The sequence below is a fragment of the Thalassobacillus pellis genome (assembly GCF_016908295.1).
In the GTDB taxonomy this organism is placed as follows: Bacteria; Bacillota; Bacilli; order Bacillales; family Halobacillaceae; genus Thalassobacillus; species Thalassobacillus pellis.
In genome coordinates, this window is the sequence record NZ_JAFBDO010000004.1 from 103,713 (window position 1) to 130,007 (window position 26,295).

At 38.2% G+C, this 26,295-nt stretch carries 28 protein-coding genes, 1 tRNA gene and 1 pseudogene; 6 read left to right on the plus strand and 24 right to left on the minus strand.

The window, feature by feature from the left end:
* Window positions 1–230 precede the first annotated feature (230 nt).
* From JOC33_RS14140 to JOC33_RS14200, 14 genes and pseudogenes are all read right to left on the minus strand, one after another.
* Window positions 231–581, minus strand: a complete 351-nt coding sequence (locus JOC33_RS14140; RefSeq protein ID WP_205093201.1) for a DUF2200 domain-containing protein — start codon at window positions 579–581, stop codon at window positions 231–233.
* A gap of 223 nt (window positions 582–804) precedes the next feature.
* Complete coding sequence (locus JOC33_RS14145; RefSeq protein WP_205093202.1) at window positions 805–1,392, minus strand: YdeI/OmpD-associated family protein; 588 nt, start codon at window positions 1,390–1,392, stop codon at window positions 805–807.
* Window positions 1,393–1,546: 154 nt separating this feature from the next.
* Window positions 1,547–1,921, minus strand: a complete 375-nt coding sequence (locus JOC33_RS14150; protein WP_205093203.1) for a DoxX family protein — start codon at window positions 1,919–1,921, stop codon at window positions 1,547–1,549.
* A gap of 16 nt (window positions 1,922–1,937) precedes the next feature.
* Complete coding sequence (locus tag JOC33_RS20400) at window positions 1,938–2,348, minus strand: SRPBCC family protein (protein WP_239534228.1); 411 nt, start codon at window positions 2,346–2,348, stop codon at window positions 1,938–1,940.
* Between the two features lie 6 nt (window positions 2,349–2,354).
* Window positions 2,355–2,675: pseudogene (locus tag JOC33_RS20585) on the minus strand (ArsR/SmtB family transcription factor); the annotation flags it as partial.
* A gap of 622 nt (window positions 2,676–3,297) precedes the next feature.
* Window positions 3,298–3,723 carry a DUF2935 domain-containing protein gene (locus JOC33_RS14160; RefSeq protein ID WP_205093205.1) on the minus strand — a complete coding sequence of 142 codons (426 nt, stop codon included), beginning with the start codon at window positions 3,721–3,723 and terminating at the stop codon, window positions 3,298–3,300.
* A gap of 138 nt (window positions 3,724–3,861) precedes the next feature.
* Complete coding sequence (locus JOC33_RS14165) at window positions 3,862–4,542, minus strand: phosphatase PAP2 family protein (protein WP_205093206.1); 681 nt, start codon at window positions 4,540–4,542, stop codon at window positions 3,862–3,864.
* A 163-nt stretch (window positions 4,543–4,705) separates the two neighbouring features.
* Window positions 4,706–5,086: a hypothetical protein gene (locus JOC33_RS14170; protein ID WP_205093207.1), complete on the minus strand. Its 381-nt coding sequence runs from the start codon at window positions 5,084–5,086 to the stop codon at window positions 4,706–4,708.
* 134 nt (window positions 5,087–5,220) lie between these two features.
* Window positions 5,221–5,733: a pyridoxamine 5'-phosphate oxidase family protein gene (locus tag JOC33_RS14175; protein WP_205093208.1), complete on the minus strand. Its 513-nt coding sequence runs from the start codon at window positions 5,731–5,733 to the stop codon at window positions 5,221–5,223.
* A gap of 355 nt (window positions 5,734–6,088) precedes the next feature.
* Window positions 6,089–6,757 (minus strand): P-II family nitrogen regulator, encoded by a 669-nt coding sequence (locus tag JOC33_RS14180; protein ID WP_205093209.1) that lies wholly within the window; start codon window positions 6,755–6,757, stop codon window positions 6,089–6,091.
* Complete coding sequence (locus tag JOC33_RS14185) at window positions 6,747–8,240, minus strand: DUF1538 domain-containing protein (protein WP_205093210.1); 1,494 nt, start codon at window positions 8,238–8,240, stop codon at window positions 6,747–6,749. Before JOC33_RS14185 ends, JOC33_RS14180 begins: the two co-directional genes overlap by 11 nt.
* 136 nt (window positions 8,241–8,376) lie before the next feature.
* A complete protein-coding gene (locus tag JOC33_RS14190) occupies window positions 8,377–8,940 on the minus strand; it encodes a tyrosine-type recombinase/integrase (protein ID WP_205093211.1) in 564 nt (187 codons plus the stop codon).
* A 2,132-nt stretch (window positions 8,941–11,072) separates the two neighbouring features.
* Entirely contained in the window at window positions 11,073–12,542 is a 1,470-nt protein-coding gene (gene cls, locus JOC33_RS14195; RefSeq protein WP_205093212.1) for a cardiolipin synthase, read from the minus strand.
* A 127-nt stretch (window positions 12,543–12,669) separates the two neighbouring features.
* Window positions 12,670–13,353: a DUF421 domain-containing protein gene (locus tag JOC33_RS14200; protein ID WP_239534220.1), complete on the minus strand. Its 684-nt coding sequence runs from the start codon at window positions 13,351–13,353 to the stop codon at window positions 12,670–12,672.
* A 253-nt stretch (window positions 13,354–13,606) separates the two neighbouring features.
* Between JOC33_RS14200 and JOC33_RS14205 the strand changes: the two genes are divergently transcribed.
* Window positions 13,607–13,759 (plus strand): adenine deaminase C-terminal domain-containing protein, encoded by a 153-nt coding sequence (locus JOC33_RS14205; RefSeq protein WP_205093213.1) that lies wholly within the window; start codon window positions 13,607–13,609, stop codon window positions 13,757–13,759.
* A gap of 874 nt (window positions 13,760–14,633) precedes the next feature.
* Here the strand turns inward: JOC33_RS14205 and JOC33_RS14210 are convergent.
* From JOC33_RS14210 to JOC33_RS14230, 5 genes are all read right to left on the minus strand, one after another.
* Window positions 14,634–15,374 (minus strand): SDR family NAD(P)-dependent oxidoreductase, encoded by a 741-nt coding sequence (locus tag JOC33_RS14210; protein WP_205093214.1) that lies wholly within the window; start codon window positions 15,372–15,374, stop codon window positions 14,634–14,636.
* Window positions 15,375–15,407: 33 nt separating this feature from the next.
* Window positions 15,408–16,973, minus strand: a complete 1,566-nt coding sequence (locus JOC33_RS14215; RefSeq protein ID WP_205093215.1) for a sodium:solute symporter family protein — start codon at window positions 16,971–16,973, stop codon at window positions 15,408–15,410.
* A 203-nt stretch (window positions 16,974–17,176) separates the two neighbouring features.
* On the minus strand, window positions 17,177–18,223 hold the full coding sequence (locus tag JOC33_RS14220; protein ID WP_205093216.1) for a ketopantoate reductase family protein: 1,047 nt from the start codon (window positions 18,221–18,223) through the stop codon (window positions 17,177–17,179).
* A complete protein-coding gene (locus tag JOC33_RS14225) occupies window positions 18,220–19,065 on the minus strand; it encodes a beta-keto acid cleavage family enzyme (protein WP_205093217.1) in 846 nt (281 codons plus the stop codon). Before JOC33_RS14225 ends, JOC33_RS14220 begins: the two co-directional genes overlap by 4 nt.
* Before the next feature lie 131 nt (window positions 19,066–19,196).
* Window positions 19,197–19,997, minus strand: a complete 801-nt coding sequence (locus tag JOC33_RS14230) for a helix-turn-helix domain-containing protein (protein WP_205093218.1) — start codon at window positions 19,995–19,997, stop codon at window positions 19,197–19,199.
* A gap of 1,089 nt (window positions 19,998–21,086) precedes the next feature.
* Here JOC33_RS14230 and JOC33_RS20670 point away from each other — a divergent pair.
* Window positions 21,087–21,224, plus strand: a complete 138-nt coding sequence (locus tag JOC33_RS20670; protein ID WP_338054529.1) for a hypothetical protein — start codon at window positions 21,087–21,089, stop codon at window positions 21,222–21,224.
* Between the two features lie 28 nt (window positions 21,225–21,252).
* Here the strand turns inward: JOC33_RS20670 and JOC33_RS14240 are convergent.
* Window positions 21,253–21,325: transfer RNA gene (locus JOC33_RS14240), tRNA-Val, on the minus strand.
* A 251-nt stretch (window positions 21,326–21,576) separates the two neighbouring features.
* Between JOC33_RS14240 and JOC33_RS14245 the strand changes: the two genes are divergently transcribed.
* The 4 genes from JOC33_RS14245 (at window position 21,577) to JOC33_RS14260 (ending at window position 24,119) form a co-directional block, all read left to right on the plus strand.
* Entirely contained in the window at window positions 21,577–22,302 is a 726-nt protein-coding gene (locus JOC33_RS14245) for an alpha/beta hydrolase (protein WP_205093219.1), read from the plus strand.
* 106 nt (window positions 22,303–22,408) lie between these two features.
* Window positions 22,409–22,921 carry a YjcG family protein gene (locus JOC33_RS14250; protein ID WP_205093220.1) on the plus strand — a complete coding sequence of 171 codons (513 nt, stop codon included), beginning with the start codon at window positions 22,409–22,411 and terminating at the stop codon, window positions 22,919–22,921.
* Window positions 22,922–22,923: 2 nt separating this feature from the next.
* Window positions 22,924–23,349, plus strand: a complete 426-nt coding sequence (locus JOC33_RS14255; RefSeq protein ID WP_205093221.1) for a GNAT family N-acetyltransferase — start codon at window positions 22,924–22,926, stop codon at window positions 23,347–23,349.
* A 95-nt stretch (window positions 23,350–23,444) separates the two neighbouring features.
* Window positions 23,445–24,119: a DUF421 domain-containing protein gene (locus JOC33_RS14260; protein ID WP_205093222.1), complete on the plus strand. Its 675-nt coding sequence runs from the start codon at window positions 23,445–23,447 to the stop codon at window positions 24,117–24,119.
* Here JOC33_RS14260 and JOC33_RS14265 read toward each other — a convergent pair.
* The 4 genes from JOC33_RS14265 to JOC33_RS14280 all read right to left on the minus strand — a co-directional run bounded on the left by JOC33_RS14265 (window position 24,116) and on the right by JOC33_RS14280 (window position 26,271).
* Window positions 24,116–25,021, minus strand: a complete 906-nt coding sequence (locus tag JOC33_RS14265; RefSeq protein WP_205093223.1) for an MBL fold metallo-hydrolase — start codon at window positions 25,019–25,021, stop codon at window positions 24,116–24,118. The genes JOC33_RS14260 and JOC33_RS14265 overlap by 4 nt on opposite strands.
* A 192-nt stretch (window positions 25,022–25,213) precedes the next feature.
* A complete protein-coding gene (locus JOC33_RS14270; protein WP_205093224.1) occupies window positions 25,214–25,489 on the minus strand; it encodes a hypothetical protein in 276 nt (91 codons plus the stop codon).
* Window positions 25,490–25,570: 81 nt separating this feature from the next.
* Entirely contained in the window at window positions 25,571–25,777 is a 207-nt protein-coding gene (locus JOC33_RS14275) for a hypothetical protein (protein WP_205093225.1), read from the minus strand.
* Window positions 25,778–25,929: 152 nt separating this feature from the next.
* Window positions 25,930–26,271 (minus strand): DUF1360 domain-containing protein, encoded by a 342-nt coding sequence (locus JOC33_RS14280; protein ID WP_205093226.1) that lies wholly within the window; start codon window positions 26,269–26,271, stop codon window positions 25,930–25,932.
* Window positions 26,272–26,295: the final 24 nt, after the last annotated feature.

Consider the following 26,295-nt stretch of genomic DNA (forward strand, 5'->3'; position numbering starts at 1 on the left):
GAAACTGAGTCTTCGATAAACCTGCCCTTATATGGAAGACTTGAATTTGAGATAAACTATATAAATATACGACTTAAATCATTCTAAAGCTCGATTACTCATAAAAAGTTGCTAATAAACAAGCTCCAAACTCTACTAAGAATAAATGACAAATAAAGGCAGACGCCTTTACAAAAAACACTTTCCTAATATATAAAATACCAGCCTAATGGCTGGTAATATGGTAAGTATTATTTGCGCAGTATCTTCTCCATCGCTTTTCCTTTTGCTAACTCATCGATCAGTTTGTCCAAATAGCGAATTTCCTGCATTGTTGGTTCTTCGATGTCTTCCACTCTGACACCGCAGACTACACCTGTAATCAAGGTCCGGGAAGGATTCATCTGTGGTGCTTCCGCAAAGAAGTTCTCAAATTTAGTCTGCTTTTCCAGCTGCTCTTCTAACTCTTCCTGGCTATACCCTGTTAACCAGCGGATAATTTCATCGACTTCTGTTTTCGTACGTCCTTTTTTCTCCGCCTTCTTAACATAATGGGGGTAAACACTCGCAAAACTCATCGTATAAATCTTATGTTCGGCCATAATATCCCCCCTTAGATTTTTATTAACTGCGCCTCCATTATATCATTTATCATAGAGCTATATCATTTCTATTAAGGACTATCAAGCTGAAAGAGTTTCTAATTGTGCGGTTAAAACCCTGATTCTTCTCCTTGCAGAAAAATCAGGGCTTTCCATTGCAACGCTCGTTTTGAACATTTTAATTTCCAACAACCATCATGGTGAACTAATCTTATTGGATATATTAATCATTTAATCCCTTTCCATCGAGGATATGCTGCACATATTTTTCAACTCTCGACTCTCGGGTCTGGGGTTTTTTAGCCTTGGAGAAATAAATAATGTAGGCTCTTTGGCGACCTGGCGTCAATCCTTCAAATGCAGTTTTCAAATCAGGCATTTCAACGAATTTATTTTGAAGTTCATCCGGAATGGTGAAATCTTTTTTCTTTTCCACCTCCAAACCGGCTTTTTCAACTTCAATGGCTTCTTGTATATATTCTTTCAATATTGTTTCCATTTCAACTATGTCTTGAACGTTGGTGAAGCGAATCTGGCGTGCCGCTTGTACGTTCTCGGTTTGCTGAATTAGGATGTTGTGGGGATCCTTTAACAAGGCCCCTTTGTGAAACAGAAGCGCGCAATATTCTTTGAATCCATGTATCAAAACAATGTTTTTCCCCTCATGCATATAACAAGGGTGCATCCATTTAATATCTTCATCCAGCCCACAGTCAAGAACGATTTCCCTCAATGTCTCAAATTCTTCCCTCCACTGTTTGGCTTTTTTCAAAAATCCATCTACTTTACGATTCTTTCTACTATCTGACATAAAGGAACACTCCTTTTCACTTTTTCATTCAGCAGTAAAGAATGATCGTCTTCTCCAATTTTTGATTATGACAATTCACTCTATTATTTGTCTTTATGGTTATTTGATTCCAAATAATATATAAGCACATAATTTCATTCAAAATGCACCCCTGTTAAGTAAGGATAAAAGAATGCTGCATTCCATATGCGTATACAGCTACAAGAATGGCTGCTATCAAAGTAATCACAATGGCCGGTACCGCATTTCCAAAAGGATGCTTGACTCTGAAATGAGAAAGGCTTGCCAGCAGCATGGTGATACCAATCCAAATGCCCGCCCATGCAGCTGCTACCGGATACCAATATCCGATAAGAAGCCCGGCTGCTCCGACTATTTGGACGAACCCGGTAACAACCCGAAACCATTGCGGCAGTTCAATCGACTCAAATAGTTTAACTTGATTTTTCTCGCCAGCCAGCTTGCTTACGCCGGCAACAGACATGGAGAGTAGCAAAAAACTTTGGAAAATAACAAAAGCGATGAACATAAGGTTCTCCTCCCTTTTATTCAGCCAACACTTTTTTAAGTTCTTCACCGATTTTCATCCAGCTGGATTTGGCACCCTCGACGGCACCTGGGCGTGCTTTTGTTTCTTCACTGAATCCGTTTTGTTCGAGATGCAGGTTGGTAATTCCATCCGAACCCTCTGTTAATGTCCACGTAACTGTCGTGCTTTCACCAGCACTTTCCCATGTGTAAGAAAGCTTATTAGGCTCATCTACGACTAACACTTCACAGTTTACTATGCCATCCCACCACTTATTCGGCTCTGCTCGAAATTGAAATTTATGTCCTACGATTGGTTTAAAGTCATTCTCCCATATCCATTTTGCAAGAATATCCGAGTCTGTTAATGCAGTCCACACCTTATTGATTGAACTTGTAAACTGAAAATCTAATGATACGTCTGCCATGTTTTCTTCCTCCTCTAATATGTTTTTTAAAAGGGAAACTCTTTCCATCCAAAATTTCTCGTAAAAGGATACCCAATCCTGGACTTCTTTCAACGGAGCAGCATTCACTCGATATCTTGTTTCTCTCCCGACTTTTCTACTGGTCACAAGTCCAGCCTCTTTTAGGATTGTTAAATGCTTGGAAACCGCAGTACGTCCCATTTCGAAATGAACAGTTAACCCATTTAGCGGCAATTCTTCTGCTTCTGCCAACAGATCCATCAATTTACGCCTGGCTGGATCAGCGATAGCGCCATAAACATCACGCTCTTGAAGTTTCTCGCTCAAAATCCCCTCCTCCTTTAATAATTAGGACACCAATTAGTGTCTTAATTATACGACACCAAATAGTGTCCCGTCAATGTAACCAGCGTTCAACTATTTTAGTAATGGGAGATGAAAGATAAAATCTCACAAAAATAAGTTGACTGTGCACTGTCCTGACAGCTTCCCAATACATAAAAAAGAAGCTTTCGTTTGCTAAATTGCAAACAAAAGCTTATTTTAAAGTATTCTTCTAATTATAAGTATCAGTCCAATAAGGACGGGCAATGTCACAAGAATCCAAAATACAGCTCCTGAAACACTCATCCCAATAAAAAATAACAAAAAACCATATACCATACTAATTATAAGAGTCCACATATATTTAAGGGGTTTCGCTTTGATAATGGTATACACAACGTAACCAAAGGAAAAAGTACTTATCAGAATTAATAAACCTGCTGGCATTGTTAGTTCTCCTTATCTGCTTCCGTCGTGTTAACAACTTAATAGTCGATGAGAGCGCCAATACCCTTAAATTATAACATAATCGCCCTGATTAAACGGCACCTATCCTCTGAAAAAGCATTTATTCACCGATATAACTATTTCAACTATAGTACTCTTGGAATCCACAACTGAATTATTAACTCTGATATAAAATTGTTTGGGCAATACCTATAAAGTACTCTGACTCCACAATAATATGATTCAAAACCACTTTTGCGGTTGGGTTGTTACGAATAGGTTCACTCTCCTCCATCAAACTGCGGCAAAAATTGATAAATTGCTGGCTTTGCTGTAGGCAATAAGTGACGAGTTGCATAATATCCTGATATAACTGTGGAGTGACTTGTCCTTTAGATCGATTGACTGTTTCAATATACCTCACTACCTGCTGGTGGGTTGCAGCGAAATCCTTTTCCCATTGGGCTAAGGCTTGTACAAATTGAGGCTCTAGATTAGGGACCAATTCCCGAATTACTACAGTATGCTCCTCTTCCTGGTGCTTCCAAAATTCCGCTTCATCCAACACGCGCAACGGCATCTGGTGACCATAATAAAATTGCATGTAAAAACCCTCCATCATAATTAGTCTCTCAACTAAATGTATGATGTAATTATCAGAACATACCTTTTTAGGGTCTTACCTTGATGCAATCACGCTCTCACACAGTACTCTCCTTTTAATATAGGAACGATCAGGTAGTTATTCAGAAGTTTCCTTGATAGCCAAAGTTGTACGCTGGAGTTGTTCTTTTTCCGGTACATAAGTGTATAGGTACATAGTAAATAACAGCCACGCTCCTCCGGCTAAGAATCCACCAATGACATCCCACGGGTAGTGAACACCTAAATAAATTCGGCTCAACCCAATTAGAACTATCAAAATACCGGTAAATATTATAACCACATTCGCCGGCTTTCCGGATGCTTTTAACTTTAAGTAAAGCAAATAAGCGAGAAAGCCAAAAAAAGCGATTGAATTCATGGAGTGTCCACTTGGAAAACTTTCCGTACTTACCTGGACAAGGTGCTCTAACTCGGGACGTGTCCTTTCAAAAATGGATTTTAATAGTGAGTTAAGCTGCCTTACACCAATCAGATTCACGATTAGTAATAGTGCCGTCCAGTACCTTTTCTGAAACAGGAATACAAGTATTAGGATTGCCAAAAGGGGAAAAGAGACATTTTTCGAACCGATATAGGTAATCACAACAAAAGCAGTGTCCCCATTTGGTCCAAGAAAGTCGTACATATAGGACTGCACCCACTTCCCGAAGTCCAACATCCATGATTCCTTAAAATTTAAGGCAATAACGATAAATAACACAGTTGATAATGCCATCGAGGAAACTAAAGTAATCCGCTTCTGCTGAACCACCATCATGTTCCTCCTTATTTTGATAGTTGAATTTAAATTTCCCTGAGTTGAGGTTCCCCATATTTTTAACATGTTTTCTTAATTTAAAACTCTTAAAAAATGAAAGAGAGAACAAACCATTACTTCAGGTTTGCTCTCTATATAGAGTTCTTTATTATTTTCCGTTTTTCTAATTTAAAACTCTCATATCAGATAAAGACTTTCCACTTTTACTTTTAATTCTAAGTGTAAACGGATCGAATTCATGATGTTTATTGATATCGATAACTTTTTGAGTAATAACATTCGCTTTTTGCAGAGCATCATTTATATTCGAATCATCTATCGAAGTTTCAATAATAACCATACCATTATTATTCACATATACCTTTTCGACAGCTTTGTCCTCTTTTATAACTTTCTCTATTTTTTCACCAATTACTATGTATTCTTGGTTCAGGTTACTATCCTGCGAATTAATTGAATCTACAGGAACTATATGATAAAAAATTATCGATCCGATTACCAAAATCAGCAGTGCAATTAACCCGTATATGCCCTTCCTGTTCAATAAAACACCTCCGTGAACTTTTGATAAATCGTATGTCCACTTGGTATGTTTTATTCAACTTTAAGCTTTTAAATAACTGGGGGACTGACTTCCCCCAGTTATTCTATAAGCCTGTCTAACAAGCAGGGCAGAAATTATCTGTTTTCATGAAAATGAACCGTATCTTTTAAATCATTGCCATCGTCTAATGATTTACTGCTGGTCATCTTCTTAGCAAATTCCTTGACGGTCTTCACGTTTATTCCGGATTCCCAGTATTCTGCAATTTCAGGTGTCACTTTGACAAGTACAACATTCGGATCATCCGCAGAAGTGTTCAGCAGTTTTCCAAGAATCGTGTTCCAGTATTCTTTCTTCTTATCCTCATCTTGAACAAATTCAGCAGTGCCGCTGATCGACACATAGGAATTGCCTGCGTATGCCAGGTTGACGTTAGGATTACGACCGATATCCACATACTTTTCTGTATCTTTTTCAGTAATGAACCATATTTCTTCCTTATCCATTTTCACTTCCTGGGTACGCATAGGACGGGATTTCAGACTGCCCTCCGGAGATATAGTAGTCAGCATCGCCACTTTCTCATCCTTAATCATATCTTTCATTTTCTTGATGATTTTTTCATTTTCTGAGGTTTGGTTAGCCATTTATGATGCCCTCCTTCTAAATCTTCAGTAGTTGTTTGTTTCCATTTCCAAATAAGTCATTTGTACAACTATCATTTCTTTATCCTTTTCCCGATAGACACAGAATTACACTTATTATCATGGCTATCCTTTGAAGCGATTTATCTGCGAACCCCTTTGACATTTTTAACACCAGCGAACAAAAAAATCCCTGTACATTGTACAGAGACTGAATAAGTCTGATTAACTTTAGAAAAACTTCTTAAAGTTTGAAGTTAATTCTAGATAATCGCCAAGAGATGGATGATTGCCGGGGGTACGACCTAAAGCTAACTTCGTCAATAAGATCCAACTTCCCCATTATTTCAAGGATACATCATTTATATAAACCATAAGTATTATTCACATCTTGTATAAAGATAATCCCGTTTCCTGGCTCATCAATCTTAAGCTTTTTTCTTATTGACGCTACTATTTCTTCCGTGGCTTCTTTTTCACTGAGAATCAAAACAATTTCTTTTTCGGGCTCAATATCCATGGAAAAAACCTTGCTCGTTTCATGTATTCCAGAGCCTCTGGCATTTATGATGGTGCCTCCTTTGGAACCAGCTTCGGTTGCTGCACTTATTACTTCCTCGGCATTCCCTTTTTCTACGATAACCGTAATTGCATGATACCTCATATTGTCTGCACCTCTACCTTCCTTTACGTGACTATCCTTATAACTCCTTGCTCCAATCACTTTCCCTACAGAAATGGTAAATGCAATGCCTTGATGTTTTTTTGTGAATTTAAATTTCTTATCCAGTTGTTCAATTGCGTAATTAGCTGTTTCTCTATCAGAAGCCATCATAACAATTTCTTTGCGAACATCATTTATTCCTAGCAATTCCAGGAGACGGCTTTTTAATGTTCCTTTTCCGAGTAATACTGTTCCACCTGAAATACCATGTTTCTTTGCTGTTTGTACTACCTTGCTCCCTAATCCAAGATCAACAATAACGTAAATAAGTTCTAATTCGGCGATATCGGAACTATTGGACATCCCTTAATTCGCCTCCCTTTCTTGATTTCAATTTAAATACCAGCCCGACTACCTGTAAGGTAATAAGTGGGGTTAACGCTACCAGTGCGATCATCCCGAAACCATCTTTTAATACATTTGCACCCTCTATCGCTTCAGCCGCACCTTGGACAAACGCCAATATGAATGTAGCAGTCATCGGTCCTGATGCAACCCCTCCTGAATCGAAGGCAATTCCGACAAATAGCTTTGGCACGAAATAAGTCATAGCTATAGCTATGATATACCCCGGTAAAAGATAATGCCATAAATGAAGATCGGGAATCAGTATTCTTAAAATGGATAGGGTTACGGCGATACCGACCCCAATACAAAGAGATATCATAACGATTTTTCTACGTACGTAACCGCTGGTTACATCCTCAATCTGATGCGTCAAAACGTGAACTGCCGGTTCTGCGAGGATTGTAACAACTCCGAGCACGAAAGCTATGATTACAATATATGATTTATTATCCAAAGATGCGATTGAATGACCGATTGCGGTCCCTACTTCCATAAATCCAGCATTTACACCAATTAAAAATAACACAAGACCTATAAACGTGAATAAAATTCCCGTCATTATTTTTCTAACCGCTTTTATGGACATTTTAAATGATATTTTTTGGAATACAAGAAAAATTATGAGTATCGGCAGCAGCGCCAATGTAATCTCTTGGGCGATTAAAGGAACCTCTTGTAGATAATGTTCTAAAATCGATGTTGAACCTGACTTATGTTGCTCCAAACTTCCTGATAATTCATTCGTTTTCGCAATGATATTCATAATCATGACTGCTATGATTGCTCCTGTAGATGCAATGGCAACAAGCCCAAAACTATCTTTTTCAGAGGCTTTACTATCTTTTTTCAGGGTGGAGATTCCTAATGCAAGTGCCAAAATAAATGGAACTGTTAACGCTCCCGTTGTCGCTCCGGACGCATCAAAGGAAATAGCTAAAAATTCAGGGGAAGTAAAAAAGGCTAGCACAAGAATAATAAAATATAGTACGGACAGCACTTTAAACAATGGTATATTGAATACAATCCTGACAAGCCCTAAGGCAATCAGTGTCCCAATCCCTATGGATACAACGAGGACAATACTGGTTTTTGAGATCAGACCTGATGTCACTAACTCCACCTGTCTTGCCAATATATGCAAATCAGGTTCTGCAATGGAAATGACAAAACCAAGTAACAGTCCAGCAGCAACTACAATCCAAATTTTGTTTGTTTTTGCTATCGTTTTCCCCATCGTTTTACCAATAGGTGTTATTCCGATATCCACTCCGAATAAAAAAATGGATAATCCAACAATAATGAGAACGGCACCAATAATGAAACTGATGATCAATGAGGAATCCAACGGAGCTAATGTAAAGTTCAATATCAGAACCAAGACAGTAATGGGGAGAACGGCATATAATACTTCCTTTAACTTTGAACCCAGTACCTTCATAGATTCATTCCTTTCTATATTATTTTATAAAGCATGATATTTGTTAATCACTGATACAAAATGACGGAAGGTGTTAATTAAAATGGAGGTTGGAAGAGGTTTCAAAAAAAGGTTTCTAATCTACTTTTACAAATGATTATAAATTGACATCTACTTTAATAAACTTTTCCTCCTTTTTATCCACCCCAATATAGTTAAAAGTTTCTGAGGTAGAATGATGACCAAAAATTCTCATTATAATTGAAATGGCAATTCCTTTACGATAAGCATGATAACCAAAGGTTTTTCTTAAAGTATGAGTACCAATTTTCCCATTCACTCCCACATCCTTCGCTGCTTGATTAATTATGCGATAGGCCTGTTGACGGGTAATAGGATGGTTATTTTTCTTAGATTTAAAAAGGTAGTCATCCAAAGATAAATCATGGCTAAATAGATATTCCTCAAGCTTTTTCCTCACATTAGGATTTAAATAAAACGCTTTCTTTTCCTTACCAGATGAATCCGTTATATATACACATTCCCTTGCTTGATTGCCATCCCATACCTCATGAACAGTTAAATGAAGTAGATCGTTGATCCTTATACCCGTATTGATTCCCAAGACAAAAAACAATAAATCACGCTGTGAATGCTGCACCAATACACGTTTTATCGCATTTATATCCTCAACTTTTTTTAAAGGCTGGACACACTCCAAGAGTTCTTCCTCCCAGCATATTGTTGTAATGTTACTTAACTATATTTTATCTATAATTATGTAACATTACAATTAATACGATTTTTTCCAAACTATGGTCATAAAAAATAATCCCACCTTAAGAAGATGGGGAAGAGAACGAGCTTTGCTTAAAATAAATGAAGTCTAATTTATAATTGGAAGCTACATCATAACGGTTTAAATTCTTGTCTTTCGTATATAGGTTCCGTAAGATTAAATAAGAAAGGGGGGGAATGGTGGATGAAAATATGATTCTGACCTTAGTAGTAACATTACGGAAAGGGAAACAATTAAAACAGATAGTTAAACACATCCTCCATAAGATATGAAAAAGATAACTTCTGAAGACATTCTTACTCTTGTACTCGTTTCCATTTATCTGACAGACATGGATTTTGCTAATTTAAATACATTGAATATTATTGGATTGATTGTATCTTTGATTTGGCTTGTCTTCTTAACTTCAAAATTAAGCAAAAACCCTAAAGATAGTGAATGATAAAATTCCAACAAAAATTATGGGTTAGTGAAGGGAATATTCTTGTAATAAAATTAAATAGGAATAGTACTATAAAGAAGATAATGACCCCCAAAAAACAACTATTGCATTAAGCTCATCCCTTATTGATAAAATAAAGTCCTCTCGCAAAATCATTTCTCATCGTTTAGCGCAAGCAGATGTACAAATTATTATGGAGACTTATGGACATGTCCTTGAAGCTGCAGGGAATATAGAAACTCTATTTAAGCAAAAAAAGCCCCTAACCGTTGTTGGCAACGTTTAGAGACTTTTGGCACTTAAGTGATTCCGATTGGGCTCGAACAAACGACCTCCACCCTGTCAAAGTGGACAACTGAATAAGAATGGTTATGATGAACTTTGATAAACACCTATCTTATCAGTTCTTTTTCCTATTGAATTAGGTTTAAATAGGATGGATTTGTAGGTTTTTTAACCAATTTGGGCAACAACTCGGCAACAATTAACCTAACAAATTTGATCAGCCATATACACATCTTTAACTTTACTGCTACGAGGTAACTTACGTAATAAATAATTCAAATATATATAAAGCTGTTGGATTGTCAAATTTATGGACGTGTATCTCCATAAATTCCAACAATAAATCTCTGGCTGTTTTACTAAATTTGGATAGCATTAAACATTTTTCCGCTAAATTTTCCCTGCCCTTTTCTTTATTGAATAACTTCATTTATCATAAAAGATGCACTAAATGTATTTGATGTAAACTTAATTATCATAATTCCGTTAATACAATATAGGGTTAGCGGTAAAGCTTTCGTAACAACATTTCTTTCTTATTCCTTGCGTTTTCCTAAGTAAGTCGAGCTCCTGCAAAACTAGTACGTGATGCGGCAGTGTCTGTACCTGGAGTGGAACTCACTGCAAAAATTTCTACTGTGTCGCCCTCATTTAACCTAATTATTTCGCTAAGGTCTACAGTGTTAAAGAATGCAGCGTTAAATCCTGTATAATCCGCTTCTACACTTAGACATTCGGTCGGACTTATTTAACTCTCGCTGTTATTGATGATAGGCATTATAATAACGAGTCATCACAACCGAGAAATCGCCGCGAGTAACCTCTTCATCCGGTGCGAAGTATGCTTTTACAGTCGGCTCGAAATCATATGGATCTTGTTTAACTTCAAATGTGCATTAATGATGTTTAGATCTTAGGGCATACTGGACATACCCTTTAACTACCACTTCTATTCTTTCTCCTTTATATTACATCTAAAGAAATTAATACCAGCTCAATTGGATTACCTGTTGCTTCAAGCAACCCTTTACCATCCACTTTTGCTGTCAGTCCGGCCAAGAGCGACCTCTTTCCTTCATTACTCTTCAAAATTGAGGAAGATTGTTTTTGTTGCCCCACTAATACCACAGTGGTTAAATAAAGAAACTCAGTTAAGATAACCCGCTATGAGTAGTAGCATCTGGAAAGCTTCTCCCCCACATTTTGCTCACGGGGAATGGAATTTTAAGATCGCCGAGTTCTTATGCTAACTTTTATACCGTCTCTAAAGAAGAAAGTAGTTTTATTAAAAAAGCATATAAATAGTTCAACTCCATTTATTTATATCCTATAACAACGGAGACATAAGGCGAGCGCTTTGTTCCACTAAGCGCATGGAAAACGAACGTTGCTTCACATCTTCTATAGTTAACTTTTTAGACTCTGATAGATCACGTTCGAATTGCACTGTGAGTTTCTTTGCCACGTCTTTACTATAATAAAATTGACATGTCTCGTAATTTAAACGGAAACTTCTCATATCATAGTTGGCAGCCCCTATTTCAACTATCTCTCCGTCAATGACCATTTGCTTCGCATGCAGCATTCCTTTTTCATATAAGAAAATATTTACGCCTGCTTCTAATAGTTCTCCATAGTAGGTACGGCTTGCAGTTCCTACTACTATTTGGTCCACACGGTGTGGAACTATTAACCTAACACGCACACCTCGTAACGCCGCCGTTTTTATCGCCATAATAATATCCTCATCAGGTATAAAATAAGGAGTAGTGATGTCAATAGTTTTGACTGCTTGGGTTATACAAATGAAATAAGCTTCTCGGATAACGGGAGTTGGAATACCTGGATTTCCTTCTAAGGTATGCACATAAACTTCTTGTTGGGTTTTTGCAGGCGATTCGGTATCATTCTCCTTGATGTGAAATTCTGTGCTCATTTCTGTTGTCCACTCTAATGATTTGCCGGAGGAAATTTTGTTCTTTGTACCTCCTGTTTGTGTATCCCTCATTTTGCTCTTTTCCACTTCAGCGATGTTCCAATGGACATCAAAAATCCTCTGTAAATCTGCTGAGGCTTCTCCTGAAATTTGCACATGCGTGTCACGCCAAAATCCTACGTCAGGCTTCAATCCCGTATACTCATATCCAATGTTGATTCCACCAGTAAATGCTTCCTTTTTGTCTATCGTAATTATCTTGCAGTGATCTCTATAATTCCAGTTTGACGTTATCCAAGGGAAGCGCAATGGAAAAATTGTTCGGCATTCAATTCCAACGTTCATCATACGCTTGATTTCGCTGCGGGGAAACTTCCTGCTTCCCCAGCCATCTCTTATAAAACGAACTTGCACTCCAGCTTCTGCTCGTTCGATTAATAATTCCGTAATCCTCTTACCAATTTGATCATCACGGTAAATATAATATTCAAGATCGATCGTTTTTTGGGCATTTTTTAGAGACTCGAAAATCTGTTTGTAAGTTTCAATCCCGTTTATAAGTACTTGGATTTTAGCACTATGCAGCCCACTTACACTTAATTTCTGTAATGCATAAGCAATGCGTGAAGCTGATGGACTAAAGGAATGCAGCTCACAGAAGTTATCACTTGAAAAGGAGAGCCTTTCTTTATGAACACGTTTGGGATCCACTGTACTAATATAGAATACAAAACCAATAATTGGTAAAGCAAGACAAATCGCCAGCCAGTTTAAAGCCTTAGCTGGTCTGCGGACTTCGCGGACTGCTATAATTAACATAACTATTGTATTTATAAGGTATAACCAAAGAATCCACTGCAATTGGACCCCTCCCTTTTTTTTATACCATTTGCGAGCCTTTACTGTTTTATACATGGAAGGACTGATAAATTGTCGTTGATTTAGTTAAATGCTGATCTTAATGATTTAAAATAAGCAGGAAGAGTTGTTATTTAGGACTTATATGAATACCCTCACTTTTTCTCCAATCTGCATAGAAAACCTTGGTTTTATCATTATACCCATTAGCTGTTAGTTCATTATTTAGCCACTCTTCATCAAATCCGCACTCACTTAAATTGTCCCATAAAACTTCACCGTCAATAATTAAGCTGATCGGTAGATCTACAAAGCTTTCTGGCAGGTTGAGATCTTGCTTGTCTGGTTGTTGATATTTAGATTTTAGCAGGGTGCTGATTTGACCATTAGGTTCGAGTGTGCCGTATTTGACTTCACGTACGGAAAAAACATTATTTTGTCGAAGTAAGCTTAATATTTGATTCATATCTAATTTGTTTTTTTTCGCTATATTTCGGTCAATGATACCATTTCGAATGATTATTGCAGGTTTCCCTACCAATATAGAGCGTGTCGATTTTATTTTCATAGTAAGAAATTCTACACCCAACATCAGCAATGTCCACAAACCAACAGCATATAAAAAAGACAAAATTCCGATATCATCTTCATAAATAGTATTTTCTAAAAACCCTCCTAGCAATAGCACAAAAACTAAGTGAAATGGTGTTAGCTGATATATGGCTGTTTTTCCTGTTAAGATGACAATGAAAAAGAGTGTAAAAAAACCAATTATGACTTTCATTGTCAGTAATTCCATACTAATAGTACCCAAAATATTTACCTCCTGTTTATAAAATTCCTATAATTTTCAACATTTTAGCTAACATAAAAAGAACATCCCTTTTATTATGAACATTTAAGCGCATATCACTAAAATTTTGAACATTTCCGTGAAGTTCCAGGCGTCAGTCGGGCTGGATACTATAACTGGTTGAAAGCAGAAGAGACAAGTCAGCTAAAAGCTCGCGAAGATCAGGCGCTCATGATTAGCATAATAATGTTATTGTGGTACGAATGAGAAGGATATGTTATTTGCAATAGATACGATAAAAGAGATGGGTGGAGGTTTAGTAATTGTCGAAAATAAAAAAGTAATAGCTTCCTTAGCCTTACCTATTGCAGGTTTACTATCTGATGGACCAGCAGAAAAGGTATACAGTAAATTAATAAAATTATAGAAAGGTCTTGATTACATAGAGGCTTCGAAGAAATTCAATCCTTTTCTAACCCTTTCTTGGCATTACCGGTCATTCCTGATCAAAAATAACCGATATGGGTTTATTTGATGTTAAGTAATAAATAAATATACGTGCACTCCTCTAAATATTTTTTTAACCAAAATGAACAACGCATACTAAAGTAGACTTCTCTTTCTTCTTCTGTAAACATCTCCAATATTAATCCTAGTTTAAACAATTGTTCCCCCGGCTCATATTTAATAATAAAAGAAAAGCCTCTCAAAAGTTTATAAACTCTTGAGAAGCTTTTTAGATTTAGTAAATAATTTTAAATACCAGTCAAAATCCAGTAAAATTGCTTTTAAACCCTATGTTAAAAGGGTTTTAGGCGCTATTACATCATGCCGCCCATTCCCTGAGTAGAATAAATACTTAAAAATAAGAGTTCAAAACGCCTTTACAATCGGCATTTGATCTTGAGGCAAAATAAGATATCTATGTTCATGAATAATATCCAGTCAAAATCCAGTCATAAAAGTGTGGGCGGTATGCGTATTATGAATTCACCGGGTTTAATAGGAACAAATAGTATCTAATTTATAAGGTCACCATTCTCATCAAGTTCAAGGCCACTTGCACGAGCATGAGAAATAAATGCTTATGATTATTAGTATGTCAAAAAGTATGCCAATATTTATACCCTGGACCCGTGCCTTTTGCTAACTGCTACAATGATCTTAACCGTTAAGAATTTGACCACTAAATTTATGCTCATAACCAGGTAAACACAGCAAGAAGCCATAGCCTAGCGCGACTATGACGTCTTTTTATTATATCTTCCTATTTCCATGTGCTCTTGTTCTGGATACGTTTCTTAAGGTGTTAAACCTCCATCTACACTAAATATAGTACCTGTTACGAATTGAGCTTCATCTGATGCTAAGAATGCATAGGCATTGGCTATGTCTTCAGGTGTACCTATATCATTTAACAAAGATTTTTCTTTCATCATATTTAGAATCTTTTCTGGCATATTTTTAACAATATCTGTTAATATAAATCCTGGAGCGATGGAATTGACGCGAATATTATAGCAGCCAAGCTCTTTAGCCCACGTTTTTGTCATTCCATTAACTCCAGATTTAGAAGCAACGTAATTTGTCTGTCCAAAATTTCCGTGAATCCCCACTACAGAAGATGCATTTAGAATCACACCTCTGTTTTGCTCCTTCATCTGTAAACCAGCTGCTTGAGTCATTAGGAATACCCCTTTTAGGTTAACATCTATTACCCTGTCCCATTGATCTTCTTTCATTTTTAATAATTGAGCATCCTGTACGATACCTGCGTTATTTATTAATATATCTAGAGAACCAAATTGCTCTATGGTATATTGAATAACTGCCTGCACTTTGCTCTTATTACTGACATCTGCTGCAAATCCTTCTATCCTTTGACTGTATTCTTTAAGCGTAGTGACTGCATGTTCAATATCATTTTGATCTAAATCAACGACTACAACATTAGCGCCTTCTTTTAAAAATTTTTGCGCAGTAGCGTAACCTATGCCTTTACAGCCCCCAGTAATAATGGCAGTTTTATTTAATAACTTCATCTGCTCCACCTCTCCTAAAACTACTTTCCCTTTTTATGCGTCCTTTTTTATTTCTGCTCCCTCACTAAAGTCACTCTCATTTTTTTCACTCTTTAGTACATTCATTATTGTTTGTTTAGTTGAAGGACTTATATCTGCTTTAAAATAGGGTTCATAAGCTTCAATCGGAGCTCTTTTTGTGAAAAATACAACAAGCAACACTCCTGCTAATGAAGCTATCAGGGCGATTAAGAAGGGATTGGTCGCATGGAATAATTGTGCAATAATATACGTAAAAAGCCCAACCAGCATGGAAACGTAAGCTCCTGCTCGATTCATACGTTTCCAGTACAGCCCTAAGATGACTACAGCAAAAAACACTGCCCCAAATCCTCCATAAACATAAGTGAATCCCATGGCCAGGAACCAAGGAGGTGTAATTGCGCTAATGACAGCAATTACAGCAATTGTAAACATTCCTATTCTAAGATTTCTATTAAATTTCTTTTCACTTATTTTCTTATTGGGAAATATGTTCAAATAAACATCGTAATATACGGATGTAGCGCAATGTAGAAGCATGGAATTAGCCGAAGAGACAGCAGCTGCGCATAATGCTACTAATGTCAAAGCACCTACTAGAGGAGGAGTATATTCCTGTATAATTACTGGAATGATATAATCTGTGGTCTGGTCTGCAGGCAGGCTTGGAATCAATGTCTTCGCACCTAATCCCATAATAATTAATGGTACAAAGATAACTGTCAAAACAATAATGGATCCCATGATTTGCAGAATAGCAACTTTAATATTCTTTGGGGCTAACATTCTAGTTACCCAATGGGGAGAAACGATAGAACCTATTGCATTCGACATAAATATCGCAAATAAAGCTCCTAAACCAAAAGTACCGACGGGGGAAATCATTGACCCTGCAGGTATTTCCTCTCCTCCTATATTTGTTGGATTGGTTGTGACGGAAATAGTATCTACTATATTTCCCCATCCCCCAGTCGCGGCTAAAACTGCGCCTCCACCTAAAATAACACCAATAACGATCAGGGTAGTATTTAATGCATCTGTTGCTGCCACGGACCAAAACCCTCCGATGCTTGTAAAAAGGAGGAAAATTAAAAATGCGAAAATAGCATATTTGTAATCTATATCTGTTATCGTGGAGAATACTATTCCAAACCCGACCACCTGTAAATGCACAAATAAAAAATACCCAATAAACATTATAGCTCCTACAATGGTTCTTAAATGACTCACTTTTCGAAATGGCTCAAATCTAAGGTGAATATACTCCGGAAAGGTATGGGCTGGAGTTACAGGTCTTCTAATTTTATAAGCTACCAATGGAATCAGTGAAGTTGCCAGAAACCACCCTGCTACCCATCCGATAATTGCGGAAACACCATTACTATATAAATAACCAGGCACTCCCATAACGGAAGCAACACTGACCCATGTGGCTGTGGTTGTTCCAATTCCTAGCAATAAACCCATGCGATGACCACCAGTAGTAAAATCGGACATAGTTTCTGCTTGTCTTAGACTCCTTAATGATGTCCATATGATAAAGGCAACATAAAAACCAAGAACTATTAAATATAGCATTCCCCTTACTCCTCCCCTTTTTGTCGATACTTAAATAAGCTTCCTGTAGCCCCCCAACGTTTAACTCCATGTTGTTCAACCTTGAAACACAAATAGGTTCCAAATACCAATGCGAATAATATAATTAGAATCCATATCAATAATGCAAGGAACAATGTTTGCACCACCCTTTTAAGTCATATAAAAAGCTAAACAATTCCTCATCAATTGAATGCGCTTACATAACTATCTAAAAGTGACTTGAAATTAACGATATTTTCTTTGAATTCTGGTATCCTGCTTTTTTGCTCTGCTTCTTGAACAAGTTTACAGACTAACTCATTAAAAGGAGTTTGTACTTTAGTCTGTTTTCCCATTTCAACAACATGTCCATTTATAAAGTTAATTTCAGTCGCTCTTCCCTTTTCTAAGTCCTGTAACATACTCGCTTTTAGCTTCGCGTGCGGACCCCACACTTCATGATAAAACCCCATTTTTTCCTTAATATCGGATTGTTCCGTTAATTCCAAAATTTCAAAATCTTTCCCTTGCATTTTTGCCAATTTTAGATTATGTGAATGAGCGACTTTTATTGTTTCATTAGCAATGTTGGCTAAACTTTTCATAGCATAGGGATTGTTTAATATATCTCCAAACGTACATCCGAGCGCAGCTGACATACCACTAAATGTGGCATTCATGAGTAGTTTTGACCATTTCACACCTTGTATATTTGTAGTTATTTCACATCTCCCAACTGTATCTAAGAGTGTTTTGACCTGATTAATACGATTTGTTACTTCCCCATTTAATTCTCCAACATCGAATGCATAGTTTTTCATAGTATTGAGTTCGGTTGTTAACTCAGAATTCCCCGGACCTAACCAAGTAGCTCCAAAACCGACAACCCCACCAACGGTTTTCTTCCTACCTACAATAGAAGCTACTCTTTCTTCCGGAACGCCGTTTTGAAGCGTACATATTATGCTGTCTTCGTGAATGAATGGTAAGAGGGAGTTTAATGCATTTTGAGTGTACACCTGCTTTGTAAGCAGAAAGACGACATCGTACTCATCATTTAGATCATTAGGATGTTTAGCTGTTACGGGGATAGTTCTATCTAAAATCCCTGTAAGTGTTGCCCCGTTCTGGTTTAATGCATCTATATTTTTATGATCTACATCTATTAAATCAACATTGTAACCGCCTTGTTTTATTAAAGAGCCAATAATGGTCCCTAAAGCACCCGCACCTAGGACGGCAATCTTCATATTTTCCCCCCTACCTTATTCTTGTTTTTGTTTTGCAAGTGTAAAATCTCTCTAGCCTCATCAGGAGTAGCCACTTCTCTCCCAAGTGTTTCTGCTAAATTAACTATACGAGTTACAAACTGTGCGTTTGTTTTTGCTAATTCACCTTTACGAAAATATACGCTGTCCTCCATCCCTACACGCACATGTCCTCCTAATAATATACTCATTGTATTAATGGTTAACTGATGTTTGCTGGCACCAATCGCTGACCAAGTAGAATTTGCCGGGATGCTATCAACCATATGCATCAAGTTCTTAGGTGTAGCCGGCATACCACCTGCGACTCCAAGCACAAACTGAAAATGGAATGGCTCATTCATCAATCCTTTCTTAGCAATTCTCAACGCATTGTGGATCATCCCGACATCAAATGCTTCAATTTCAGGTTTTATTTTGCGTTTTTGGGTTTCGGTTGCAAGTTTTTCTAAAAAACTAGGAGAATTATAGAATACCCCTGACCCAAAATTCATGGTACCTGCATCAAATGTGGCCATCTCTGGATTCAATTCACAAACACGAAGCCTTTCCTCTTCCGTTGTCTCTAATCCTCCGGCTGTGGTTAAATTTAAAATGATATCGCATTTTTCTTTAACACGGTCAATAACTTCCTGGTAAATACTCAGATCCATGGTGTTTTCTCCCATAACATCCCTTACATGTACATGTCCAATAGCAGCTCCAGCTTTCCAAGATTCATATATGGAGTCAGCAATTTCTTCTGGGGTTAATGGAATATAGGGGGTATGGTCACGGGTTGTTTGTGCCCCTGTGGGAGCCACTGTAATAATTAATTTTTCCATATTAATCTCCTCCATAAATTATTTTTTCTATTAATAGATTTAAAGCGCTTTCAATTAAGGGAAGGGAAAACCTCATAGAATTAATTAACAGAATCTTTTCTATGCAGGTATTCTTAGTAACCCTTTATTAATTAAAAATCATTAATCAGACCTTCTAGATTATTGCCATAATAGTTTGTAATTGGTTTCTTAAAGTCGTTGATAATCCTATTTACATAAATATCATGTCTAATATAATTTCTGGTAGTAGATACCATGACAGGATGATTCGAGACAACGGAATGAGGCGAATCCTCTAAAGACTGAAGTAATATTGCTTTTTTGTCGTCAATAACTATAGATAATTCGCCGCTATGTCTGCCAAGAGCTAACTCTTCTTTATAATGAGTGAAATTATCCCATGGAACCTCTATCTGATCCTCATCAAAGATTAAGGTCACGTTTTTGACTCCTCGTTCCTGTGCCTTTAATAGGAGCTCATACAGTTCATCAAACTCTCTTTTCCAGCAGCTTAATGTTATTTCTGATTCACACTCGTCAATGGCAGTTTTAACGACTTCCATTGACGATGAATATCCCTCAATTAGAAACAATTCCGACCAATTCACATCACTGTTTGATGAAACCTCTTCCAGCGAATGGTCAAGAAACTGCAGCTGATCCATAAAAGTATTTTTCTTAGTTTTTAAAAGTTCTTTATATGGCAGAGGACTATAACGAACTTGTTTTCCGTTATTGCCTCCAGATACGGTAAAAACTAAACCCTGTTCCTTCATTTTTTGCAGTGCTCCATAAACCTTTGGAGCAGGTACACCTGAAAATTTTGAAATATTATTCCCATTAGCTGGTTGATTGCTTAAAAGGGATACATAAATCTTAGCCTCATACTCAGTCATTCCAAATTCCTTTAACGCTGTTATAATATCTCCCACTTTAACCCCTCATTATGTTACTACCTTCGTAGTATATTTTATTTAATCTATACATTACTACCTAAGTAGTTAAATTGTCAACAGCAAATTTAATTTATAAAAAGGATGGCTAATGTTGGAGAGTTTTTCTAAAAACTTAGGTGATTTTCAGCAATTAAGCTAAAGCAATGTTCAGTCGTTACTTAGAGACAGTTTTTTTAAAAAATGGCCTCTTTGTAACTAACGTTTGAACAGTTTATCGTCTTATTTCCTTGAAGGAACCTTCTAAGCTATGACCATGTTATCCCTAATTCTTTTGCTTTTTTTAATTAATAAGGACCTCTCCAAGTCAATGGCCATTTCTTATCTTTACCTTCAATCGTCATCCTCTCACACTCCGTTATAGGTAGCTGGGGGAGCTAGCGGGCTCATTTCAGCCATGATTATTAGTAATGACTTTGGTTCAAATGAGGTAGAAGATGCCTTATTTTCATATACAACCAACAACTTCTACGTCTATGCAGAGTATGATTATGAACATCGCGGTAGTTGGTATCATTGGTATACGCTAGAAGATATGACTATTTATCCCCTTTATTGAAAGAAATAAAATATCCATATTAATAAGGCTGTCTATATTAAATAGACAGCCTTATTAATATGGATATTGGTCACTTACTTTATTTACTTCTTATTTTTGTTTCCAAAATAAAAAAGTTCAAAAACTAGTACATTAATGAGAAGTATTACTCCTATAATAATGAAACTGCTAGTTTTAGGTAGGTCGAATATAAATACAGCTAGTACAAGAAGAATGAGTGCTACAAGTGCTTGTATATATTGATTCTTTCTGTTTTTCATAAATCCTCCCCTTTCTTTGCACTATTAAACTAACACAAAAATAGGCAGTCATTATAACAGTCTGAAGGTAGGAGACCTTTGGAAGGAACACGTCCACGAATGGTTATTCTGTAAAGAGGATGGCACACATTTTTACCCTACCTCACCAACAATCTGGGGGCGGAGGTTCACGGAACGTAAAGGTATCCGTTATATACGACTTCATGACACCTTCGCCATACATCAGCCACCTTCTTAATTAATCAGGGTGTGCATGCTAAAATTATTTCTCAGCGTTTAGGGCATGCAGACATACGAATTACTATGGACACTTATGGACATGTCCTTGAAGCTGCAGGGAATATAGATACTCTATTTAAGCAAAAAAAAGCCCCTAACCGTTGTTAGCAACGTTTAGAGACTTTTGGCACTTAAGTGATTCCGATTGGGCTCGAACCAACGACCTCCACCCTGTCAAGGTGGCGCTCTCCCAGCTGAGCTACGGAATCGTATTGTTAAGTTTTTATTAAGTTTTTATCGGACAAGTATTAATATAATATGTTTAGGAACTGTTGTCAATAACTATTCGACAACTTTTTTGAGATTGATTTTCTTCCTTCTTTTTTTCTTAATCTATGTCAGAATACCTCAGCTGTTCTACTTTTTTGACAACTTTATGATAAAATGGGTATGTTATGTTTATCGGATCACGTAACTGTTTACATAACGGTAACTTCCGTGCAGCTTAGGAGGGCAAACAATGGGAAGAGCTGGAACAATGCAGGATCATGCGATTCAGAGTTCTTACTTAAATGAGGAGATGAAACTGAAGGTTTATCTGCCGGAAAATTTTTCTCCTCTATATAAATATCATATCTGCATCATGCAGGATGGTAACGATTATTATCAGATGGGGCGTGTTGCAACGCTCAGTGATAAATTACATGAACAGAAACAAATCGAGAGTACGATTTTTGTCGGAATTCATTACAAAGACCGCTACGACCGTCAGGATAAGTATCATCCGAACGGGGAAAAGCAGGCAGCGTATATCAAATTCCTCGTCAATGAGGTGGCTCCGTTTCTTGATGATGAGTTCCCTGGATACCATATGGGCAGCGGTCGGACGCTGATGGGAGACTCCCTTGGGGGTACAGTGTCGCTGATGACGGCGATCAAATATCCAAATATATTCGGGAATGTCGTCATGCAGTCCCCTTTTGTCAATGATGCCGTGATGAATGCAGTAAAAGGAAGTAAAGACTTAGCTTCCCTTGCCATCTATCACACGATCGGCGATCAGGAAACAGAGGTCGAAACGACGAACGGGGATGTCAAAGACTTCCTTAAACCCAATCGCGAGTTAAGGGATTATTTAAACAGACAGCCTTCCACGTATATTTTCCATGAGCTTGAAGGTGACCACACATGGAAATACTGGCAGCAGGATATGGAACGTGTGCTGCTTACGATGTTTGGTTCCTGAGCCGATGTATTCTGTGAATAATTTTGATATAATATAGGCATCAATAACCAACAAAAATGCTCAGCAATCATGATACTTGATTAGTAGATTTTCAGGAGGGGTAAAGATGAGATACGGAATAGCTATTTTTCCACCAAAAGCAATACAAGATGTCGCCAACTCTTATCGTAAACGATACGATGTACATTATGCCTTGATACCACCTCATATCACGCTTAAGGAACCATTTGAAGCGGAAGAAGAAGATATCGAAAAAATCGTTCCCGAGCTGGAAAAAATCGCGCGGGAAACCAGACCATTCGATATTGAAATCAAAAAGGTAAGTTCCTTTTCGCCTGTGACGAATACCATCTATTTAAAAGTAGAACCTTCAGAAGAAATTATCGAGCTGAATGAAAAACTGCATTCCGGCAATTTGTCTGATAACCGGGAGTATTCTTTTGTTCCGCATATCACAATTGCCCAAAAGCTGTCTGAAGACGAGTTCTCGGATATCTATGGAAGTCTGCGCATGAATGATTTTGACTTGAAGGAAAAAGTGGATCGCTTTCAACTGTTGTATCAACTGGAAAATGGTTCATGGACTGTACACGAAACGTTCGTATTGGGAGAGGGATAAGATTGATTATCAAAGCAGTCGAGACAGATGAAGAACTGCAGCACGCCTACCGTGTGCGCCGAGTTGTTTTCGTGGATGAACAGCAGGTGCCAGAGGATCTGGAACTCGATGAACACGATGAAACTGCGCTGCATTTTGTCGGATATGAAAATAAGGAACCTGCAGCGGCCGCACGACTCCGCTTCGTTGACGACTATGGAAAGCTGGAGCGGATCTGTGTGTTGAAGGAACTCCGTGGAAAATCATATGGCAGACAGATGATTGAAGCCATGGAAGACAGAATCAGGAAAGAAGGTCTGGTCCATGCCAAGCTGAATGCCCAGACTCATGCGCAGGATTTTTATAAAGACCTGGGCTATGAAAAAGTCTCCTTTGAATTCATGGATGCCGGCATCCCTCATGTAACGATGATTAAACAAATTAGGTAAAGAACCTGGAAGCACATCGCTTCCAGGTTTTTTGTATATCAAACGCTTTCCCTGTCTAAACTGGTTAACAGTTAAGCAAAGGGATTGTGATAACTATGGATTACCTACGGATATTGGCGGAAACCATATTCGGCTTTGGGGCGCTGTTTGTCTTGACGAAAGTGCTCGGCAAGTCGCAAATCACGCAGATTACCGCGTTCGACTTCATCGCTGCCATGATTCTCGGAGAGCTTGTCGGTAATGCGCTGTATGACCCGGAGGTCGGCATCGTCCAGATTGGCTATGCCGTATTGGTGTGGGGAATTTTATTATATGTTACGGAAATGGTTACGGAAAAAGTGAAGAAATCCCGATCCCTGTTGGAAGGAAAGCCTTCGATTGTCATTAATAAAGGGAAAATCCTGAAACAGGAGATGCTGAAAAGTAAACTGGATCTCAATCAGCTCCAGCATCTGCTGCGCTCAAAAGAAGTGTTTTCCATCCAGGATGTGGAATTTGCTATTCTCGAAACCGACGGGACCATATCGGTGTTGAAGAAGTCGACGGCCCAGACACCGACCCGGCAGGATCTGAACCTCAAGCCACAAACCGTTCCCTTGCCGATGGCGCTGATCAGCGATGGCGAGGTATTGTGGGATAATTTGAAAGAAGCCGGGCTCAATAAGCAATGGCTGCATGATCAGCTGAGGCGGCAGAACGTAACGGCATTTTCGGATGTGTTTTTTGCCGAATATAAAGAAGGAGAGGACTTGTATGTCTTGCCATACTAGTCCTCTCTTTTTGGCTCGATCAACCAGGTATTATTTTTTATGGAAAATATGACGCTCCCTTCGTGATAAAGAGCTGTTACATAAGCGGTCACAGCAGTTCTGAACAGCAGCCATTGCCCGAGCTGAGACGGGTTTGCACTAAAATGGTTACACATGTCCCGGACAACTGCTTCATGACTGATCCCTTCTTCATTCCCGCTAATAAAGATACGCAGCCAGTCCAGCAGCTTTTGATGATAATCGATATTACCCCTGACCGTAGCTTTGAAATCTTCTTCGTATTCTCCGTGACCAGGAACAGCACCACTGCACTTTATCTGAAGTAATTTTTCTAAACTTTTTATCGTGAGCTTCGCGTCTGTAATGTATGGAATCCGGTGCTTTTTAAGCTGATCAATTGCAAAATAGCTATCTGCAGCATACAACACATCAAACGCCTTCACGCCAAGCTGCTGATAGCTGTGACCTGGGAGCAGCACAAATTCCAGTTCCATTCCGGCAAATGACTGCACCCCTTCTGTTATATGGCTATCCACTTTAATAGGCGGCCCTTCGAGAAACTTATTTCTGAGCTCGGAAATGGGATCATTCCCACCGAATAAATATAGCGGCTCTAGTATTGGGTTCTCAAGAATGGCACTCTCCAAGTGAGGGGCAATTGTATGGACAGGATATTTTGATTGAATATGGGCTGCTCCCCCATAATGGTCGGCATGGGCATGTGTAATGAACAGGTGTGTGACCGGAAGACCTCTGTTTTCAAGCTCTCTCAGTACTTTTTTACTCGTTGATTTATCAATCCCTGCGTCAATGATCAGGCCATTGTCTCCATCATGAACATATCCAATATTGACAGCCCCGTGAAAATAGCAGCAGTGGTCGTTGATTCGAATAAATTCCATTTGTATGTAACCCCTTTTTCAGCCTATGTACTGTTTATATACTTTCGCTGAAACAGCATTATATTCCTGTTACTGAATCCAAATGCGGAACTTTTATCCGGGTTCTACTCCATAAAAAGACCATTGCCGCCATTATCCGGAAAGTCGCTGCACTTGGCCAGGATAAAAGCAGGAATGGTCTTTTAAGTTCACTTATATACTATCGCTGAAATGAAGTCCTTTACCAGTCACTTCCGCATAAATCTTCTCTGCGGCAGCATGGACATTCGGAGGATACAAGTGCTTACCGTTTTTTTTGACCTGTGGTCCTCTATTGGTATGTTGGCCGCCGTCTTCCGGCTGGTCCATTTTTTCATCTAAAGTGACCCGATACACACCCTCTATTGTGAAAGGGGATTGTTTCGGTTTGATGATACGCTCCTGGTAGTCATCGTACTGATACATAGGAACCGGTAAAATATAGCCCATACTTCCCCCTCCTATCTTCGTTATAGATTACTTACCCGCTATATAACTAAAATATACGTGAAAGTTTACATTTTAGAGGGGTTATTCGAAAAAATTCTGAATTTTCCGTGCTTTTTTCTCGACCCGCTTTTCGATATCTCTCATTTCGTTGAGATAAAAGTTATCAAACTTGCCAATCATTCTTTCAAATTCCTTGAACATTTTTTTCGGATTTTGTTTAATGCTAGAACTGTCCGAAAGCATCCGATCGATTTGGTCGACTACTCGCATCATCCCTCTTAAACTCATCTTGATCCCTTCTTCTTCCCGCAACCGCACCCTTTTTTCTTCGCAGGCCTTGATAGGGTGGATGATTTTACGGGTCTTCTCGTCCCTCTTCTCATGATTGCATCTATCCTTTTTAATAACAGCTTATTCGCTGATGCGTGCACATGTGTGGTTTAAATATCCAAGTATACGCGGATTATCGCTGACGCGCCACTGATCGCAAGCAGCAATAACAGCCATTCCGTATAAGGCACCCATTCCCAGGCAGCGAGGAGCAGTCCTGTCGACCAGATTCCCATACACCAGTGACAGCTGAGGATCTCACCAATAAATGCACGTAACCCACTTCCCTTAATTTCCAGGTGCAGCTCGACTATACCGTCTTCATTTTCGTGTTCTTTATAAGATAAAAAAGGCGCCCGCAGCCATTCAGTGATGGTGTCATCGACGAACAGCCTCGTCAGGCGGAAGCTTGCCAGTACGAACAGAAGTAGTTCCATCCAGGTGATTTCCAATACTTATCCCCCTCTGGTAGCCAG